The sequence below is a fragment of the Pseudosporangium ferrugineum genome (assembly GCF_003002065.1).
Classification (GTDB): Bacteria; Actinomycetota; Actinomycetes; order Mycobacteriales; family Micromonosporaceae; genus Actinoplanes; species Actinoplanes ferrugineus_A.
In genome coordinates this window covers 1-17941 of sequence record NZ_PVZG01000041.1, presented here as the reverse complement: position 1 = coordinate 17941, position 17941 = coordinate 1, and the positions used below count along the sequence as shown (strand labels likewise).

The following is a 17941-nucleotide window of genomic DNA, read 5'->3' as shown; positions in this document are numbered from 1 at the left end:
GCACCATCCCGCCGTCAAGCTTCGAGGAGTTGTGCATGCGATCCACCCGCATCGTGGCGGCGGCGTCGGCCGTCGTCCTCGCCCTCTCGCCGGCCGCCTGCGGTTCCAGCGAGAAAACCGCGGACAAGCAGGCGTCCGGCGGCACCAGCAACGCCGGTGCGCTCATCGGCGTCACCATGCCCACGCGGTCCTCGGAGCGCTGGAACGGCGACGGCGAGAACGTCAAGAAGGAGCTGGAGGCGCTCGGCTACAAGGTCGACCTCCAGTTCGCCGAGGACGACATCCCCACCCAGGTCAACCAGCTGGACAACCAGATCACCCGGGGCGCCAAGCTGCTGATCGTCGCGTCCATCGACGGCACCGCGCTCACCACCCAGCTGCAGAGCGCCGCCGACAACAAGATCCCGGTGATCTCGTACGACCGGCTGATCCGTAACTCGCCGAACGTGGACTACTACGCCACCTTCGACAACTACAAGGTGGGCGTGCAGCAGGCGACGTCGTTGCTCACCGGCCTCAAGCTGCTCAACGCCGACGGGTCCAAGGGCCCCGCGAAGGGCCCGTTCAACGTCGAGCTGTTCGCCGGTTCGGCGGACGACAACAACGCGACGTTCTTCTTCAACGGCGCGATGTCGGTGCTGAAGCCATACCTGGACAACGGCACGCTGAAGGTGCCCAGCAATCAGAGGGACTTCAAGAAGATCGCGATCCTGCGGTGGAAGCCGGCCGTCGCCCAGGACCGGATGGAGAACCTGCTGACCTCGACGTACCGCTCGGGCCTGAAGGTGGACGGCGTGCTCTCGCCGTACGACGGCCTCTCGATCGGCATCATCTCCGCGCTGAAGAGCAACGGATACGGTACGCCCGCCCAGCCCTACCCGGTCGTCACCGGCCAGGACGCGGAGGCGGCGTCGGTGAAGTCGATCATCGCCGGCGAGCAGTACTCGACGATCTTCAAGGACTACCGCGAGCTGGCCAAGACCAGTGCGCAGATGGCCGACGCCGTCCTCAAGGGCCAGAAGCCGGCGACGAACAACGACAAGGACTACGACAACGGCGTGAAGGTCGTGCCCTCGACGCTGCTCAACACCACGATCGTGAACAAGACGAACTACGAGAAGGCCCTGATCGACAGCGGCTTCTACAAGAAGTCCCAGTTGCAGTAACCCGGACCTTTCCACCCCCCACCCCGAGACCGGCCCGCCTGTTCACGCCCGAGCAAGGGCAGGCGGGCCGGTATCGGGCCCATGCCCGGCGGCCTCCCGCGCCGCACGCTCGTACTGCTCACGCCGGAACACGAACGGGCCGAAGCCGCTGTAGTCCCGGCGCGGCCGGAACGGCTGCGCGAACCCGAGCCACGTGACGTGCGCGCTGTCGACGACGACGCGAGCCTGGAGCGGCCAGCAGCCGACCTCCCCGCAGTCGCACCCGAGCAGCGCGATCCCACCCTGCCCGGCCCGGTACGACGACTCCGGAGCGCCCGCCAGATAGCCGGTCAGCTCGCCGAAGCGGGAGTGTTCCAGGACGAGCCCGGCGTACGCCCCGGGAACATCGAACCCGGCGGCCCGCTCGAAGCCCGCGACGAGTTCCACCAGGCTGACCCCGTCGACGAGCGGCACCAGCTCACGCGCGGCGCCCGGCGAGCCGTCCCACGGACGAACGTCGAACCGCACTTCACACAGACGAGGAACGGGCAGCACATACCCGAGTCTGCCACCGCCCGGATCGCTGCTGCGGCGCTGACGCCGAGGTGTCAGGGCGGTTGCAGTGGTCCCGGCCAGGCTGGCTTTCGTCAACGCAAGCTCGATGAAAGGCAGACCATGCTCAAGCAGCACAGGCGCCGCACCCTGCACGCCATGCTCGGGATCGCCGTCGGGTTGGGGGCGGTTGTCGCCGCGGCCACGCCCGCCGCGGCGGTCGGCAGTGGCGGCAACCGGTTCGTGCTCGGCGATTTCGGTTTCGACCAGGCGTGGCGGGTCGACCGGCATCTGCGGGTGATGGCCGACGTCACCGTGGACCGGCGGGCCGACATCGTCGGCTTCGGCGATGCCGGGGTCTACACGGCCGTGTCCCGGGGCGACGGCACGTTCGGGCCGGCCACGTTCGTGATCGGCGAGTACGGGTTCAACCAGGGCTGGCGGGTCAACCAGCATCCGCGGTTCGTCGCCGACATCACCGGGGACGGGCGCGCCGACATCGTCGGCGTCGGCGGATCGACCGTCCTCGTCGCCATCGCGCAGGGCAACGGCGGCTTCAGCGCCCCGCAGCCGGTGAACAACGGGTTCGTGGCCGACGGCAGCTCCCGCTACTTCCTCGCCGACGTCAGCGGGGACGGGCGCGCCGACCTGTACCGGGTGCGCAGCGGCCGGGTCGACATCGCGACGGCGTTCGTCGGCGGGCCCTTCGCCACGCCGATCCTCGCCACCACGGAGTTCACCTTCCCGACCCGGTACGACACCCCGAAGGTGGCGGACGTGACCGGCGACGGGCGCGCCGAGTTCCTGGCGTTCTCGGTGAGCGGTCCCATCCACATCGTCTCGACCAGCCCGGGGCCGACCAACACCTACCCGTTGTCGCACCGCGCGCAGGCGGACACCACCAGTTCTCCGCAGCTGATGGACAGGTTCGCCGACGTCACGGGCGACGGCCGGGCCGACATCGTCGCGTTCGGCCAGACCGAGGCCACCTCCTACACCGCGGTCTCCACGGGCGGCGGCAACTTCAACGATTTCATCCCGGCCATCGGTGACTTCGGCGCCGGCTCCGGCTCGGGCGGCCGGCCGCGGGACGTCGTCGACCTGAACGCGGACGGCCGGGCGGACATCGTGGGCTTCGGCATCCAGGGTGTCTGGATCGCGCTGGCCACCGGGAGCGGCACGTTCTCCCCGATCCAGCTGCTGGTCGCCGATCTGGGTTCCGACCAGGGCTGGACCACCGACCGGCACGTGCGGGTGGCGGCCGACATCACCGGCGACGGCCGGGCCGACATGGTCGGCTTCGGCAACGCCGGGGTCTACACCGCGGTCACCACCCCCTGACGCACGACTCCGCCCACGCCGTCCACCGCCGGGTCAGCCGCGGTGGATGGCGTGGGTGACCCCCTCGATCGGGTCTTCCGCCCAGCCCACCGCCCAGATGGTTCCGGTGCCCGGCACGATCGTCGCCCCTTCGAGCGCGGAGGCCGGCTCGCCCACGATGCCGGCGGGCGGCTCCTCGATGACGTCGGTCGTGAACTTCCGACCGTCCCAGTGCTCCGCATAGTCGAACTCGATGCTCGGGTGGTCGCCGCCGTAGCCCACGATCCACACGTCGTCCGCGGCGAGCGGCAGGACCGCGGTCAGCTCCGATCCGCCGCCGGCCGTCGGGACCGCCGTCCATTCCTGCCCGGTCAGATGCAGGGCGAGGGGCCGGCAGTCCTCCTCCACGCACGTCTCGCCCACGGCCCACACGTCACCGGCGGTGAGGGCGGCCACGGCTTGCAGGTTCTGCGACTCGCCGGGTCCGCCGGTGTCCGGCACCGTGACCCGCCGCCAGCTCGTCCCGTCCCAGTGCAGCACCAGGCTGTCCTGGGCGCCGTCGGCACCGGTCCGGGTGCCGACCGCCCACGCGTCGGTGGTGGATCGCGTGTACACCGCGTTCAGCTCGGTGCTGGTGGAGTCGTCCTGCGGCAGGGCTGCCGCCGACCATTGACCGGCGTTCCACCGTACGATCAGGGCCTTCGCGGTCCCGCCGGACGCCACCGTGCGGCCGACCGCCCAGCCCTGCGCCGAGGAAAGCATGTCCACGTCGGTCAGGGCGCTCTCGCCGGCCGGGAGCCCCTGCACGACGGCCGGTGCGCCCCAGACCCCGGTGAAGCGCATGAGCAGCGCCGACTGCGTGCTGCCGGCGGAGGTGCCGACCGCCCAGACGTCGGTGGGCGACACGGCGTCCACCCCGGTCAGCTCGTACCGGCGGGAGGCGGGCGGCACGGGCGTGGCCACCGGCTTCCAGTTCTCGCCGTCGAAATGCGCGGTGAGGGCGTTCGCCCCGGCGTTGCGCCAGACGCCGACCGCCCAGACGTCGGTCGGCGAGGTGGCGGTGACGTCCCGCCATTCGGATCCGGCCGCGCCGTTCAGCGGCGGCATGTCCGGGCCCGGCGACCATTTAGGGCCCAGCGCGGCGTTCGCGGGCAGCGCGGGCAGGAGCGCGGCGACGGTTGTCGCGGCAAGAACACTGACAATTCGGGTACGCACAGAAGCGTCCTTTCACGTGGCGAGAATCTGCCGGCAGGCGCGTGCCACGAGCGGTGCCGTGGCCCGGAAGTACGTCTCGGCGCCGCGCAGCCAGGCGGCCGGCTCGCCCCACCCGTTCGCCACGGCCTCCGGTGCCGCGAGGCGCAGACCGAGGTGACGCGCGAGCGGGTACGGCTCCGACAACCGCAGGAACCGCGCGACGGCTGTCCCGGCCGCGGCGCGCCGGCCGTCCCGGCCCTCCAGTACGGCGCGGGCCAGGTGCAGGAACTGGTGGTTCCACCCGGCCTGCACCTGGGCCGACCGGGCCATGGCCGTGCACTGCGCCCGCCCGGCCTCCCCGGCGAGGACGGACAGGAGCAGGGCGGGCCCGGAGACGAACGACACGTACGACGCGGGCCGGGTCGCCTCGTGCTCGGCGGCCCGGCCGAGTTCCGCCAGGGCGCTGCCGCGGTCCTCGCGCAGCAGGTGCAGCAGGGCCAGCCCGAAGCCGTGCACCGCGGTGGCGAAATCGTCGTCCTCGCCGCCGAGGTCCCGGAACCGGTTCAGCAGCGTGTCCACCTCGGACGCCCGGCCCTCGTGGGCGGCGACCATGATGCGCTCGCCGAGGGCGATGAGCCGGGTGTGGGTCAGCCGGAGCCGCCCGGCCGTCTCCTCGCAGCGTGCGGTGGCGACCCGGGCCGCCTCGTACTCGCCGCGGCAGATCTGGACGACGGCCAGCTCGAGCTCGATGTTGAGGGCGGTCACGACCGCGCCGGCCCGCTCGGCGATCTCCAGCGCCTGACGCAGCCGGGCGCCCTCGGCGGCGCGGATGCCGTCGTGGGCCCCCAGGTGGTAGAGCAGGCCGATGCGCCGGCTGACCAGGTTGTTCGCCTCGGCGAGGGCCAGCCCGCGCTCGTACAGGGAGTCGGCCTCGGCCAGGTCGCGGAGTCTGGCGCAGCGCCCGAGCACCTCCAGCGCGGCGCAGGCGACGTCCGGCCGGCCCGCCGTCCGCGCCGCCCGCAGCGCCCGACCGGCCAGCCGCTCGGCGGCCACCCGGCGTCCCTTGCTGGGGTTGCCGAACGCGAGCCGCGCGGCGATGACGTCGATGCGCGCGCTCATCGCGACGTCGTCGTCGGCGCCGAGCAGCCGCCGGGCGTGGGACAGCTCGCGGATGCCCTGCTTCCAGTGCCCGGCGGCGGCCGCGACCCCGGCCAGCCGCAGGTGCACTTCCGCGGTGTGGTGGTGCGGGCGGGCGCCGAGCGCGTACGCGTCGTCGATGCGGCCCGCGTCGGCGTACCGTCGATCAGCGCCTCGATCACCTCGGCGGGCGGCTCGGCCAGCGACATCGCCCGTTCCAGCAGCGAGATCTGGGTGGAGATCGCGCCCTGAGCGGCGGCCCGGCCGGCGGCGACGGCGAAGAGCTCCGCGGCCCGGCGCGCTTCGCCGGCCGACGCCCACAGCTCCGCGGCGAGACGCTCCGCGCCGTGGGCCTCGATCGCCTCCGCGGCCCGGCGCGACAGCGCGGCCCGCTCGATCGGCAGCAGCTGGTCCCGCAGCGCCTCGGCGGTCAGGGCGTGCCGGAACGAGAACCCGCCGAGGTCACCGTCCGCGACCAGCAGGTGCGCCTCCACCGCTTCCCGCAGGCAGGACAGCAGCTCCCCGTCGTCCAGTTCGGCGGCGGCGCCGGCGGCCGCGGCCGGGAAGTCCCGCCCCAGCGGGGCGGCGACCTGCAGAAATGCCCGGGTACGCGGACTGAGCCGATCCGCCCGCCCCACCAGCGTCGCCGCCAGCGTGACCGGCACCCCCGCGGGCAGCCGCCCGGCGACCGTCCATCCCGGCCCGGTACGCACCAGCGCCCGATCGCTGACCATCCCGGCCAGCAGTTCCTCGATGTGCAGGGGGATGCCGTCGGAGGTGTTCAGCAGGCGCTCGTACACCGGCTCGGGCACCTGCTCGGCGGGAACGTCCAGGCAGCCGGCGGCCATCTCCCGGACGGCGTCGCCGGCCAGCCGGTCCAGTTCGAGCACGCTCGCCGCCCGCCGGTGCTGGGCCGTACGGGCCAGCTTCAGCGCGTCGCCGGGATCCGGGCGCAGCGTTCCGAGCACGAGCAGCGGCTCCTGGCCGGCGTTGTCGAGCAGGTAGTCGATCACCGCGAGGGTGTCCGCGTCCGCCTCGTGCAGGTCCTCCAGCACCAGCAGCGCCCCCGCCTGCCCGCCGACCCGGACGATCAGCCGGAGCACCGCCTCGGCCAGCACCACCAGCGATTCGTCGGCATCCGGCGACTGCTCCCGCCGCCATTCGGGGACGAGCCGGGACAGCGCCGGCCGGTACGCCACCAGCTCCGGGGCCTCGGGCGGCCCGGACTTGCGCAGCACCGACAGCAGCGCCTCGCTCAACGGCCGGAACTGCACCGGGGGCGAGGCGGCGCGCCCGCGCAGCACCCGCAGCCCCGCGCCGGAGGCCAGCCGGGCCACCTCGCCGGCGAGCCGGGTCTTGCCCAGCCCCGCCTCGCCGATCAGGAAGACGGCACCGCCGGCCCCCCGCGCCGCGTCCAGGACGAGGCCGTGCAGGACCGCCATCTCGTCCCGGCGTCCCACCACGGACGGGCCGCCCAACCGCAGGGCGCCGACGGCCGCCGGGCTCTCGGGCCCCGGCCGGCGCACCGCAGCGGCGGGCGAGACGTCCAGGGCCGGGTCCTGGCGCAGGATCGCGGATTCGAGGTCCCGCAGCGCCTGGCCCGGGTCGATCCCGAGCTCGTCGCCGAGGGTGCGGCGCATCCTCCGGTACGCGGCGAGCGCGTCCGCCTGGCGGCCGGACCGGTAGAGCGACAGGATCAGCAGCCCGTGGATCTGTTCGTCGAGCGGGTGGTCGCGGGTGAGCTGCTCGAGGTCCGGGACGAGGCCGGCGTGCTCGCCGAGCGCGAGGCGGCTCCAGCAGGGCCAGGGTGGCGCGCAGCCGGAGCCGGTCGAGCCGGTCGGCCTGCTCGTCGAGCCAGGGCAGGCCGGGGACGTCCACCAGCGGACGGCCCCGCCACAGCCCGAGGGCGGCCCGCAGGTGGCGGACCCGGTCCGCATGGCCGGCCGAGCCGGTGCCCTGCCGGATGAGGTGCTCGGCGGCCTCGACGTCGCTGGCGCCGGCCGGGAGATCCAGCACATAGCCGGGCGGCCGGGCGACGATCGCCTGCTTGCTGCCGAGCACCTGGCGCAGGTGGGAGACGTTGCTCTGCAGGGTGTTGAGCGCCGTGGACGCCGAGCTGTCGCCCCAGACGACGTGCAACAACCGGTCGGTGCTGACCACCTCGCCGCGCTGCAGGGCGAGCACGGCGAGGACCGCCTTGCGGCGCAGCCCGTTCACCGGCCGGGCGGAACCCTCGACGGTGACGTCGACCGGGCCGAGAAGCCTGATCTGCATTGCGGCCCGCCTCCCCCGGTTCGTGATCGGGAAACTACCGGCCAGTAGTTGAAAGTCAGACCTTCAGTCGCCGACCGGACAGGCTCCGCGGGCCATGTCCTCATAGGACTTACAAGGCGTCGGCGAGGCGCTTAACGGCGGCGGAATCCCCGCCGCGACGCCGCGATCGCCGGCGGCGGGCGATGACGCGCCGCACGTCCCCGGAACGGTTCGTCGAATCGACGCCGGCGGCGTGCGCCCCGGAATCCCCGGCCCGGCCATTCCCGCTTCGGCCTGCGCGCGACCGACGTGCGTACGCAGGCACAGAGCCGCCACGAACCGCCCTCGGCGGCGTGAAACGCGGCGTCCGCGGGCTGGTGCGGCCAGGCGCTCGTCGCGCAGCACGCCGACAGGAACTGGGCGACCTCGTCCGGCAGCGGCCGGGGAGCCGAGAACGCGACGGTCTTTGCCATTCCGGCTGTCTATCACCGCGTTCCGGCCCCCGGACACCGATTTTCGCAAAAACCCGTTGCCCGCCGTCCGCGGCTTGCACACCATGACGCTCATGGATCGGTAGCCGATCGGCGCACGCACGGCAGGAAGACGGGTTCGAGTCGCTCCCCGTCGGTTCCGCCGTGTCCCGACATCACACCGGCCGCGGCCGGCCTCGCTGCTGATCCTGCTGAAGTCTGGATTCACCACGCCCATGAACGACATCGACCGCAAAGCGCTGTGGGTCGTCCGGGAACTCGCCCTGCCCGCCCTCCTCAAGGCCTGCCTGTCCTGCGGATCCACCCGCCACCACCCGACCGGGAAATTCCGGGTGAATGCGAACCACAAGCTTCTCGACGTCTGGATGCTGATCGGCTGCGACAGCTGCGGCCGTACCTCGAAAATCCCGATCCACGAGCGCATTCCCGTACGCGATCTGCCCGGCGACCGGCTCCGGGAGTTCGAGAACAACAACCCGGCGCTGGTGCGGCACCTGACCCACCGGATCACGCATCCGCGGGATTGGCGCGGCACCTGGGAACTGGAAACGGACCTGCCGTTCTACGATTTCGCGGCCCTCGAGGTCTTCGTCAGGTACGAACTCCCGGCGCCCATCCGGGTGGAGAGGCTCCTCATGGCGGGCCTCGGCCTGAGCCGTTCCGTCACGAGAAGAACGGTGGAATCGGGCCGCATCCGCCTGCCCCTGCCGCTCACCGCGAAAGCCCGCGAAGACTTCACCCTCCACGTCATCGCCGGCCCTTGACCGTTTCGCCACGCCTATAGTGGCGGCGTGACCATGCGGTTGCGGCGGCGGCCGCTGCTGATCGCGGGGGCGTGCGCCCTGCTCGTCGCCGGCGTCGCGGCCTGCGCCGGGGACGAGCCGGACGGCCCTTCCGTACGCCTGCACGCCACCGCCGAGCAGTGGCGCAACAACGAGGTCAACCGGGAACTCGCGGTGGCGCTGCACAACGACACCGGCGTACCCGTATGGGTGTCCCGGGTCGATCCGGTCCTGCCCTCCTTCGAGGGTGAGAGCGGCGCCGACACGAACACCCTGCTGCCCGCCTCGACGCTCCGGGTCGACATCCCGGTCAAGTTCGGCGCCGGTGCCTGCATACCGGCCGCCGCCGCGTCGCACGTCGTGGTGGTGGCCCGGCCCGAGGGCGCGACGAAGTGGCAGCGGATCACCGTCCCGCTCCCCGACCCGAACCCGCTGCTCGACAGGCTCCTCGCCATCGACTGCGCCACCCGGCGGGTCCAGCAGAGCGTGACCTTGCGCTTCGGCCCGTGGACGGATCTGGGCAGGGACGGCGTACGCGGAAGCATCCTGATAGACCGCACCGCCGCGGCGACCACCGACGTCCGGATCCGCGAAGTCGACGGCAACATCATGTACCGCTTCGCCTTCGCCGGCGCCACCCCGCTCGCGACCGTCACCGCGGCCGCCCCGCACGCCGAGGTCCGCTTCACCGCCCAGCCCCAGCGCTGCGACCTGCACGCCTTCGCCGAGATCAAGAAGCCGTTCGAGTTCCCGGTCCGGGTCTCCCTCGGCGCCGCCGAGCCCCTGACCACCACGATCCCGGTCGACGCCGACGACCGCAGAGCCCTGGACACCATGCTCCGTCGCAACTGCGGCCTGCCCCCGGCCTGAACCGCAGGAGGGGGTGGCCGCCGGCCGGCGGCCACCCCCTCCCTCAGCCGATCAGAGGTTCAGGGTCCAGCTGTTGATGAAGCCCGTGTCGATCGACGCGGCGTCCTGGACACGCAGGGTCCAGATTCCGTCCGCCGACTCGCCCGCGAGGTTCACCGTGTAGGTGCGGTCGATGTTGTCCGTGCTGCCACCGCTGCGGCTCTGCAGCGTGTACGCGGTGCCGTCCGGCGCGACCAGGCTCACCACCAGGTCACCGATGTACGTGTGGACGATGTGCACCTCGACCGCGCTGGTGGCCGACGGCGTGGCCGTGCAGCCGGTGAGGTCGATCCTGCTGGTCACGGTCGTGTTGTCGGGGATGGCGACGTCGGTGTCGTTGGTTCCCCAGCAGCCCTCGGCGCTGTGGACGCCCAGCGTGACGGTCGTCGAGTGGGCCACCGACGGCGACGTTCCGGTCAGCGTGATCGGGTACGTGCCGGTGCTCAGCGTCTCCGGGGTGGCGATGGAGACGGTCGCCGACTCCCCGGCCGTGATCGACGGCGGGGTGAAGGTGACCGTGGTGCCCGCCGGCGCGCCGGTGGCGGTGAGGACGATCGTCTCCGCCGTACCGTTGGTGACCGTGGTCGTGAGGTTGGTGGTCACGGTGTCACCGGGAACGACGGGGAGCGTGGTGGGGGAGGCGGCGATGGAGAAGTCGTCGCCGGTCGGGCAGTAGTCGGAACCGGCCACGTTGACGGCCGTCCAGGCGGCCTGGACCGTCTTGTACTCCGTACCGCAGAGGCCGTAGAGGTCCGCCGCCGCGGAGAGGGTGTAGGCCCGGGCGGTGTTCGACGGGGTGGACGTGTTGACGTAACGCGTGTTGGAGACGAAGTACGTGTCCAGCGCGCGGAACCAGATGTTCTCCGCCTTCTCGCGGCCGATGCCGACCACCGGCTCCGCCGAGCCGCAGATCGGCGAGGTGCCGTACGCGGTGGCGCCGGTGCCCTCGGCGAGGTTGAAGAAGAAGTGGTTGGCCACGCCGGACGAGTAGTGCACGTCGACGCTGTTGGTGCTGGTCGACCAGCAGGAGTGCGACGAGCCGTCGAGGGACGGGTTGTACATGAAGCGCAGGGGCGCGCCGGTGCCCCGGATGTCGATCTTCTCGCCGATGTCGTAGTCGCCGGGGTCGTTGGTGGTGTTCGCGTAGAACTCGACCATGCTGCCGAAGATGTCGCTGGTGGCCTCGTTCAGGCCGCCGGACTCGCCGGAGTAGGTGAGGCCGCCCGGCACCACGTTCTCGGTGACGCCGTGGGACATCTCGTGGCCGGCCACGTCCAGGGCCACCAGGGGCTTGTTGTTGCGGTCGCCGTCGCCGTAGGTCATCTGGGCGCCGTCCCAGAAGGCGTTCACGTACGAGTTGCCGTAGTGGACGCGGGACGGGACGCCGGCGCCGTTGCCGAAGATGCCGTTGCGGTTGTGGACGTTCTTGAAGTAGTCGAACGTCGTGGCCGCGCCGAAGTGGGCGTCGACGGCGGCCGAGGCGCGGTCGGAGTTCGCCCCGGTGCCCCAGACGTTGTCGGCGTCGCTGAAGGTCGTGCAGGTGGAGGTGCCGTTGTTGAGGTCACACGTGCGGCCGTTGCCCCGGTCCGGGTCGACCAGCGTGAAGCCCGTGGCGGTCTGGGTGGTGTCCACGCTCACCGCGCCGGAATAGATGCTGTTGCCGGTGCCCTCGACGGTTTCGATCTCGTCGAACGAGCCGCGCACCTTGTTGGACGTCGCGTCGGTGATGACGTGCAGCCGGGACGGGGTCTGGCCGTCCTTCGCCCATCCGTGGACGACCGTCTCCCAGGCCAGGGCGGGGGTGCCGGCGCCGGCGTCGATGAACAGTTCCGGCTCGCCGACCGAGGTGATCTTCCCGGAGAAGGCGCCCTTCGCGGCCGTACGGGCCTTGGCGGCGCGAACCTTCGGCGTGGTGCTCAGGGTCAGCGGCGCCGCCAGCCCGACCGAGCTGCCGGCGTAGTCGCCGTCGGGCTCGAGCCGGATGACGAGGTCGCCGCCATAGACGCGCAGGCCCTGGTGGGTACGCGTGTAGCGCACCACCCCGTTGCCCTTGGCGTCCTTCTTGCTGCTGTAGACGGCGTACCGGTCCTGTGGCGCGCCCTTGACGGCCGCGGCGTGTTCCTTGAGGGCTGAGCCGGCGTCCGCCAGCAGCGAGGCGGACGGTGCGGGCGGTGGCGCGGCGGACACACTTGTGGCGGTGACTGCCAGGCCGCTACCGGCCAGCAGGGTGATGCCGGCCAGTGCGAGGGCTGATCTCAACGGCGTTCCTCCCTGATCCCAGGACGCCCGGAGGCATCCATTGATCTCGATATCCTGACGGAGTATTTGAAAGTTGAACAGCCGTTAGGTGAGAAATTTACATGTCCGACATTGATGTTGGTAAATCACCGGGCACGCGCGGCGACGGCGGCGTAACGTCGACGGTCATGACGACGTTCGGCGGCAACCGGCTCTCCGCACTCCTCGCAACCGGCGCCGCGGTGCTGGTCACGGCGGTCGGCGGCGTCTCGCCCGCGTACGCCGGCGGCGCACCGCCGAGCCCCGGATCGGCCGGCCTCGGCGACCGGCTGTACCCGCTCCTCGGCAACGGCGGCTACGACGTCAAGAATTACGACCTGCGCGTGCGGTATCCGAAGAAGGACCCGAAACAGACCGTCACGGGCGAGGTGACCATCACCGCCGTCGCGACGCAGAACCTGTCCCGCTTCGATCTGGACTTCGGCGGCGACTCGGCCGGCAAGGTCACGGTGAACGGGCGCCCGGCGACGTACACCCGCTCCGGCGACGAGCTCGTCATCACGCCGCGGCACTATCTCGCCAAGGGCAAGCCGTTCCGGGTCACGGTCAGCGGCTTCACCGCGACGCCGATCCCCGCGAACGCCGACGCCCCGGCCGGCTTCGTCAGCACGCCGGACGGCACGATCATGGCCGGCCAGCCCGACCAGTCACACCAGTTCTTCCCCAGCAACGACCACCCGCGCGACATGGCGACGTACACGATCACCCTGACCGCCCCGGCCGGCTGGGCCGCGATCGCCAACGGCCGGCACCTCGGCGACCGTACCCGCGACGGCTACGTCTCCTCGGTCTACCGCGAGTCGAGGCCGATGGCGAGCGAGCTGATCCAGGCCGTGGTCGGCGACTTCGTGGTGCAGACCCGGCCCGCGGCGGCCGGCGTGCCCGTCCGCGACGTGGTCCCCCGCCGCCTGGCGAAGACCCTGCTGCCGAAGGCGGACGTCGAGCGGTCGCAGCTGGAGTGGATGGTCGGCAAGGTCGGGCCGTACCCGTTCGAGAACTACGGCTCGCTGGTCATCGACGCCAACCTCGGCTTCGCGCTCGAGACCCAGACCCTGTCCCTGTACGACACCGGCCTGTTCGGCGCGCCGACGTACTTCCTCAATCCGATCATGACGCACGAGCTGGCACACCAGTGGTTCGGCGACAGCGTCGCGCCGCGCTCGTGGAGCGACGTCTGGCAGAACGAGGGGCACGCGACCTGGTACGAGCTGCTGTACGCCGACGCCACCGGCGACCTGAAGAAGTACACCGGCGCGGCGACGCTGGACGCGTACTTCAGGTCGGTCTACGCCCGCGGCGACGAGTTCCGCCGGGACTACGGCCCGGTGGCCCGCCCGGCCGGCTCGGATTCCATCTGGGACGTCTTCAACCCGAACGTGTACGACGGCGGCGCGCTCGTCCTCTACGCGCTCCGCCAGAAGATCGGTGCCCCGCGGTTCCAGGCGCTGGAGCGGACGTGGGTGGCGGAGTACCGCGGCAGGTCCGCCTCGACCCAGGACTTCATCGCCCTCGCGTCGAGGGTCTCGGGACGGGATCTGCGAGGATTCCTGAACGCGTGGCTCTACGGCACGAGCACGCCGCCGATGCCGGGGCACCCGGACTGGACCGTGGAACCCCCGGCGGCGGCGAAGGCCGGCGTCCTCAACTCGCGCCCGCGGCCGGGCAATTGGCGGTGACGAGCCGGCGGAAGGTGCCCGGTTCGCCATTCTCCAGATCGTTCAGCGCCTTTTCGTTGCCGGCCCTGTCCGGCCCTTCATTTCCGCGTGTCCCGGCGGACAGAAGGGACGATACGACGAGCCCTCACCTGGGGGGTGCACACCGGACTTTCGGGCAGCCGCCCCTCCCGCTCCGGGCAATTCGGCGCACGTGCGGGCGAAACCAGTGGTCGGCGCTTGTTCGCCCGTGTCACGCTCAGTGACGTGATACCCGATTCGTCTTCCACCTGGACCCTGACCAGGGACCAGGCCGATGCCGGGTGGCGCTCGATGTCGCTGCTCGCGCGGCTGGTCCAGCGCGGTGGTCATCCCGCGCCCGTCCGACCCACCGTCGCCCTCGGTGCCGACGAGGAGCAGTACGGCGCCTTCCTCGTCGACGTGCTGGCGTACCACTCCGCCGACGTCGACTACTCGAGCAGCATCTTCGCCAGCGGCGGGCTCTTCTTCACCGGCAGCGGCACCGCGGCGCGCAGCGGCTGGCGCGGCGAGGGCCGGCAGGCCGCCACGATCACCAGCCAGCGGCTGCTGCTGGGCGAGGGCGACCGGCAGCGGGCGTACGACTTCCGCTCGCTGATCCTCATCCAGCCGAACCCGCTCGACTGGTCGGCGAACCTCTACTTCCAGGGCGCCCAGCCGCTGATGCTGCGCGGCCCGTGGGTGCCCTGGATGACCGTGGTGATGTCCGCCGAGCTGTACGGCACGCCGTGGCCGCCCGGCCACCTTCCCGACACCGAGCTTCCGATCAAGGCATCGTGCGAAAAGGCGCGGTAGCGGAGATCGGCCCTGAGCTGCGACGCTGGGCCCTGTGACTGACTACGACCTGGTGGTCCTGGGCTCGGGGCCCAGTGGGCAGAAGGCGGCCATCGCGGCGGCGAAACTCGGCAAGCGGGTCGCCATCGTCGATCGCCGCGACATGATCGGCGGGGTGTGCATCAACACCGGCACCGTCCCGTCCAAGACCTTGCGCGAGGCGGTGCTCTACCTCACCGGCCTCAGCCAGCGCGACCTCTACGGCAGCAGCTACCGGGTCAAGGAAGAGATCACGGTCGCCGACCTGGCCGCCCGGACCCAGCATGTGATCAGCCGGCAGACCGACGTCATCCGCAACCAGCTGTCCCGCAACCGGGTGTCGATGATCACCGGCACCGGCCGCTTCGCGGACGCGCACTCCATCTGGGTCGAGGCCGGCGACGGCCGCGAGAACAAGATCACCGCCGACAAGATCATCATTGCCGCCGGCACCCGGCCGGCCCGCCCGGACAGCGTCGACTTCGACGACCGGACCATCGTCGACTCGGACGGCGTCATCAACCTCGAGGCCGTGCCGCGCAGCATGGTGGTGGTCGGCGCGGGCGTGATCGGCATGGAGTACGCCTCCCTCTTCGCCGCCCTCGGCACGAAGGTGACCGTCGTCGAACGCCGCGACAAGATGCTCGACTTCTGCGACGAGGAGATCATCGAGTCGCTCAAGTACCACCTCCGGGACCTGTCGGTGACGTTCCGGTTCGGCGAGGAGGTCGCCTCGGTCGAACGGCACCAGACCGCCGCGCTGTGCGTCCTCAAGAGCGGCAAGAAGATCGTCGCCGACACCGTCATGTATTCCGCCGGGCGCCAGGGCCAGACCGACGACCTCAACCTGGAGGCGGCCGGGCTCAGCGCGGACCGTCGCGGCCGCATCGAGGTCGACGGCAATTTCCGTACGGCGGTGGAGAACATCTACGCGGTCGGCGACGTCATCGGCTTCCCGGCGCTGGCCTCGACGTCGATGGAGCAGGGGCGGCTCGCGGCGCACCACGCCTGCGGCGAACCGGCCCGCGACATGCACCAGCTCCAGCCGATCGGCATCTACACGATCCCCGAGATCAGCTTCGTCGGGGCGACCGAGGACCAGCTGACCGACGACGCCACCCCGTTCGAGGTGGGCATCGCCCGCTACCGGGAACTCGCCCGGGGCCAGATCGTCGGCGACTCGTACGGCATGCTCAAGCTCCTCGTCTCCCCGGGCGACGGCAAGCTCCTCGGCATCCACGTCTTCGGCACCGGCGCGACCGAGATCGTGCACATCGGACAGGCCGTGATGGGCTGCGGCGGCACGGTCGACTACCTGGTCGACGCGGTCTTCAACTACCCGACGCTGGCGGAGGCGTACAAGGTCGCGGCGCTGGACGCCTCCAACAAGATCCGCAACATCACCCGCATCGACGGCTGATCCGCCCCGCACCCGCCACCGGAGGTTCACCCACCCGTCACCCCCGTCCGGAAGCGTCGGCCGGTATGAGCGGTAGCCGGCCACCACGGCGCAGACTGCGGCGCTCACCACGACCGGTAGTCGGTGTCGGACACCTCGCCGGGCTCGTGGATCTGGCAGATCGGCGAGTGCTGCGGGCAGCCCACCAGCAATTTCGGGCACGGTCAGAACCGGTGCACTGGACAGAGAACAGATCAGCGATGATGGCAGGGCGGGCATGGCTTCGGATCGATCATCGTGGCGTAGAGAACCTTGATGATCTTCTGAAACGGTCATGCCCGTCTTGCTGCCACGAACACCGGCGCTTCTACTCCGAACCGCCCAGGACGGACACCATCACGACTTTGCCGGGGCCCTACCTCCGGATCGTGAGAGTCACCTGCCGGTGTTGTCCTTGCCGGCGCGAACCCTTACGAGAAGAACGTTGATTGCCGCACACATGGTACGTTGGCATGCCGAACGGACGTTCTAACTTTCCGCTGTGCCTACATCCATGACGCCCGATAAAGACGGGCGAGGCCGGTCTCGCCGCAGCGCAGCGAAACGGTACATCATATGGGCTTGCCGTGAGCTGGACATGACGCCGCCGGAGATCGGTCGGCTCACTGGATACTCGGCGACCACCATCAACGACTACCTCGTCGGACGAAGATGCCCCTCGCGAAGGTTTCTTCTCGACTTGCTGGACAAGGTACCCTTGGCCGACCTCGCCTTTCAGGAGATCGCGCCTCTCCTCGGAATCCGTCGAGACGAATGCCCTCAGCCGTCCCGTTACCGCCGGAAGCCGCTTCATGAGTACCTATCTGCATTGCGCGTTTCCTTACGGCGCACTCGGGATCAGTTCGCCGCGAAGCTGGGCGTGAACGTCGACGAAGTCATCGCGGCAGAGCACGGTCGCATCCCGGACCTGGATTACCTCAATCGATTGAGCCGTGTGCTGCCGGCATCCATCACCGTCGAATCCGTGGTCGCCGTTTTCCCCGTTCTTCGCCCCACTCCGCTGGACAACAAACTTCGTCGAAACTTGGAGAAGGCGCGACTTCATCCGACTGCCGACCCTCAACGCAAGATTCTAGAAAACGCTCTCGCAGCCGATCTGGTGCCCGAGGCACGACGGATGGCCCTCAACGCCGCTTGGAAGATCCGCCGCCCAGAATACGCAGAGGAGGTCTGGGGAGAGGCGGTTGCACTCACCATCCGACGTCACGATCCACAAAAAGGACTCATGCTGGCTTATCTCAATACCAGCATCCACGGACTGATCCGCGCCCTAGCTGCCAGCAACCGACACACCGGCACAGCCACGATAATTCGCGACTACGGCGAAACAGTACGTGAAGCAGAAGTACTATTCAGCCGTCTCGGACGCCGCCCGAGCGACGACGAGGTCGCCGCCCACACAGACCTCCGCGCCAGCCTCATCGGCGAGGTGCAGCGTGCGCGATCCGCATGCGTGCACGTCGGCGGCGATGAACTGGATTTCCTGCTTCAGGAGGCCGTCGATATTCCCCCTTCCGAGTCGGCAGGCGAGAGCGAACTGGTGCGACGCCTACGAGACATGCCGGAAGACTGGCGCGAAATCATCTATCTTCATTTCCATGATCGCCTGCCCTTAGCAGAGATCAAGACAGTGACCGACCTAGCGGAAGACGCCATTCTTGCCACGATTGACGCCGCAGTCACGCTTCTCCGCGGCGACCCGGCAGCCGGTCGGCTAAATTGATCCCGAAACCAATCGTGATGCTCCGAAGGGCCTTGCAGGACTCCGGTCTCACTCCGGTCACAGCGCATCGACAGCCTAGCCTCGATGATTCGCAGGTGATGGCTGCTGGTTCGGCCGGACCGCTTTGATCGATCGGTGTTGATGGGTGTGGCGGTCCGGGCATGGTGGTGGGCC

At 70.4% G+C, this 17941-nt stretch carries 13 protein-coding genes and 1 pseudogene; 8 read left to right on the top strand and 6 right to left on the bottom strand.

All coding sequences use genetic code 11. The features are described 5' to 3' along the window. Window positions 1–35: 35 nt before the first annotated feature. Window positions 36–1166, top strand: a complete 1131-nt coding sequence (gene chvE, locus CLV70_RS37330; protein ID WP_106131344.1) for a multiple monosaccharide ABC transporter substrate-binding protein — start codon at window positions 36–38, stop codon at window positions 1164–1166. 42 nt (window positions 1167–1208) lie between these two features. Here chvE and CLV70_RS37325 read toward each other — a convergent pair whose 3' ends face one another. After that, on the bottom strand, window positions 1209–1673 hold the full coding sequence (locus CLV70_RS37325; RefSeq protein WP_245908768.1) for a hypothetical protein: 465 nt from the start codon (window positions 1671–1673) through the stop codon (window positions 1209–1211). 147 nt (window positions 1674–1820) lie between these two features. Between CLV70_RS37325 and CLV70_RS37320 the strand changes: the two genes are divergently transcribed. Continuing rightward, the gene (locus tag CLV70_RS37320; protein WP_106131343.1) at window positions 1821–3038 is read left to right on the top strand and encodes an FG-GAP repeat domain-containing protein; all 1218 of its coding nucleotides are present in this window, start codon (window positions 1821–1823) and stop codon (window positions 3036–3038) included. A gap of 33 nt (window positions 3039–3071) precedes the next feature. Here CLV70_RS37320 and CLV70_RS37315 read toward each other — a convergent pair whose 3' ends face one another. The 4 genes and pseudogenes from CLV70_RS37315 to CLV70_RS42180 all read right to left on the bottom strand — a co-directional run. Then, the gene (locus CLV70_RS37315; protein WP_146164322.1) at window positions 3072–4232 is read right to left on the bottom strand and encodes a hypothetical protein; all 1161 of its coding nucleotides are present in this window, start codon (window positions 4230–4232) and stop codon (window positions 3072–3074) included. Window positions 4233–4244: 12 nt separating this feature from the next. Continuing rightward, entirely contained in the window at window positions 4245–5438 is a 1194-nt protein-coding gene (locus tag CLV70_RS37310) for a hypothetical protein (protein ID WP_106131341.1), read from the bottom strand. Beyond that, window positions 5327–7285: a BTAD domain-containing putative transcriptional regulator gene (locus tag CLV70_RS40640; protein ID WP_211304043.1), complete on the bottom strand. Its 1959-nt coding sequence runs from the start codon at window positions 7283–7285 to the stop codon at window positions 5327–5329. Before CLV70_RS40640 ends, CLV70_RS37310 begins: the two co-directional genes overlap by 112 nt. Continuing rightward, window positions 7200–7622 (bottom strand): annotated as a pseudogene (locus CLV70_RS42180) (AfsR/SARP family transcriptional regulator); the annotation flags it as partial. The gene CLV70_RS40640 and the pseudogene CLV70_RS42180, both read right to left, overlap by 86 nt. A 685-nt stretch (window positions 7623–8307) precedes the next feature. Here CLV70_RS42180 and CLV70_RS37295 point away from each other — a divergent pair. Both CLV70_RS37295 and CLV70_RS37290 read left to right on the top strand, forming a co-directional pair. After that, window positions 8308–8856, top strand: a complete 549-nt coding sequence (locus CLV70_RS37295) for a DUF1062 domain-containing protein (RefSeq protein WP_106131339.1) — start codon at window positions 8308–8310, stop codon at window positions 8854–8856. A gap of 27 nt (window positions 8857–8883) precedes the next feature. Continuing rightward, complete coding sequence (locus tag CLV70_RS37290; protein WP_146164321.1) at window positions 8884–9744, top strand: hypothetical protein; 861 nt, start codon at window positions 8884–8886, stop codon at window positions 9742–9744. A 51-nt stretch (window positions 9745–9795) separates the two neighbouring features. Here the strand turns inward: CLV70_RS37290 and CLV70_RS37285 are convergent, their stop codons facing one another. Next, window positions 9796–12042, bottom strand: coding sequence for a M4 family metallopeptidase (locus CLV70_RS37285; RefSeq protein ID WP_106131337.1), 2247 nt, complete (start codon window positions 12040–12042; stop codon window positions 9796–9798). Window positions 12043–12209: 167 nt separating this feature from the next. Here CLV70_RS37285 and CLV70_RS37280 point away from each other — a divergent pair, with 167 nt between their 5' ends. The 4 genes from CLV70_RS37280 to CLV70_RS39440 all read left to right on the top strand — a co-directional run bounded on the left by CLV70_RS37280 (window position 12210) and on the right by CLV70_RS39440 (window position 17767). Next, the gene (locus CLV70_RS37280; RefSeq protein WP_106131336.1) at window positions 12210–13757 is read left to right on the top strand and encodes a M1 family metallopeptidase; all 1548 of its coding nucleotides are present in this window, start codon (window positions 12210–12212) and stop codon (window positions 13755–13757) included. A 243-nt stretch (window positions 13758–14000) separates the two neighbouring features. Continuing rightward, entirely contained in the window at window positions 14001–14567 is a 567-nt protein-coding gene (locus tag CLV70_RS37275; RefSeq protein WP_146164320.1) for a hypothetical protein, read from the top strand. 34 nt (window positions 14568–14601) lie between these two features. Continuing rightward, window positions 14602–16005, top strand: a complete 1404-nt coding sequence (sthA, locus tag CLV70_RS37270) for a Si-specific NAD(P)(+) transhydrogenase (RefSeq protein ID WP_106131334.1) — start codon at window positions 14602–14604, stop codon at window positions 16003–16005. An 898-nt stretch (window positions 16006–16903) separates the two neighbouring features. Next, the gene (locus CLV70_RS39440) at window positions 16904–17767 is read left to right on the top strand and encodes a sigma-70 family RNA polymerase sigma factor (RefSeq protein WP_146164319.1); all 864 of its coding nucleotides are present in this window, start codon (window positions 16904–16906) and stop codon (window positions 17765–17767) included. Window positions 17768–17941: the final 174 nt, after the last annotated feature.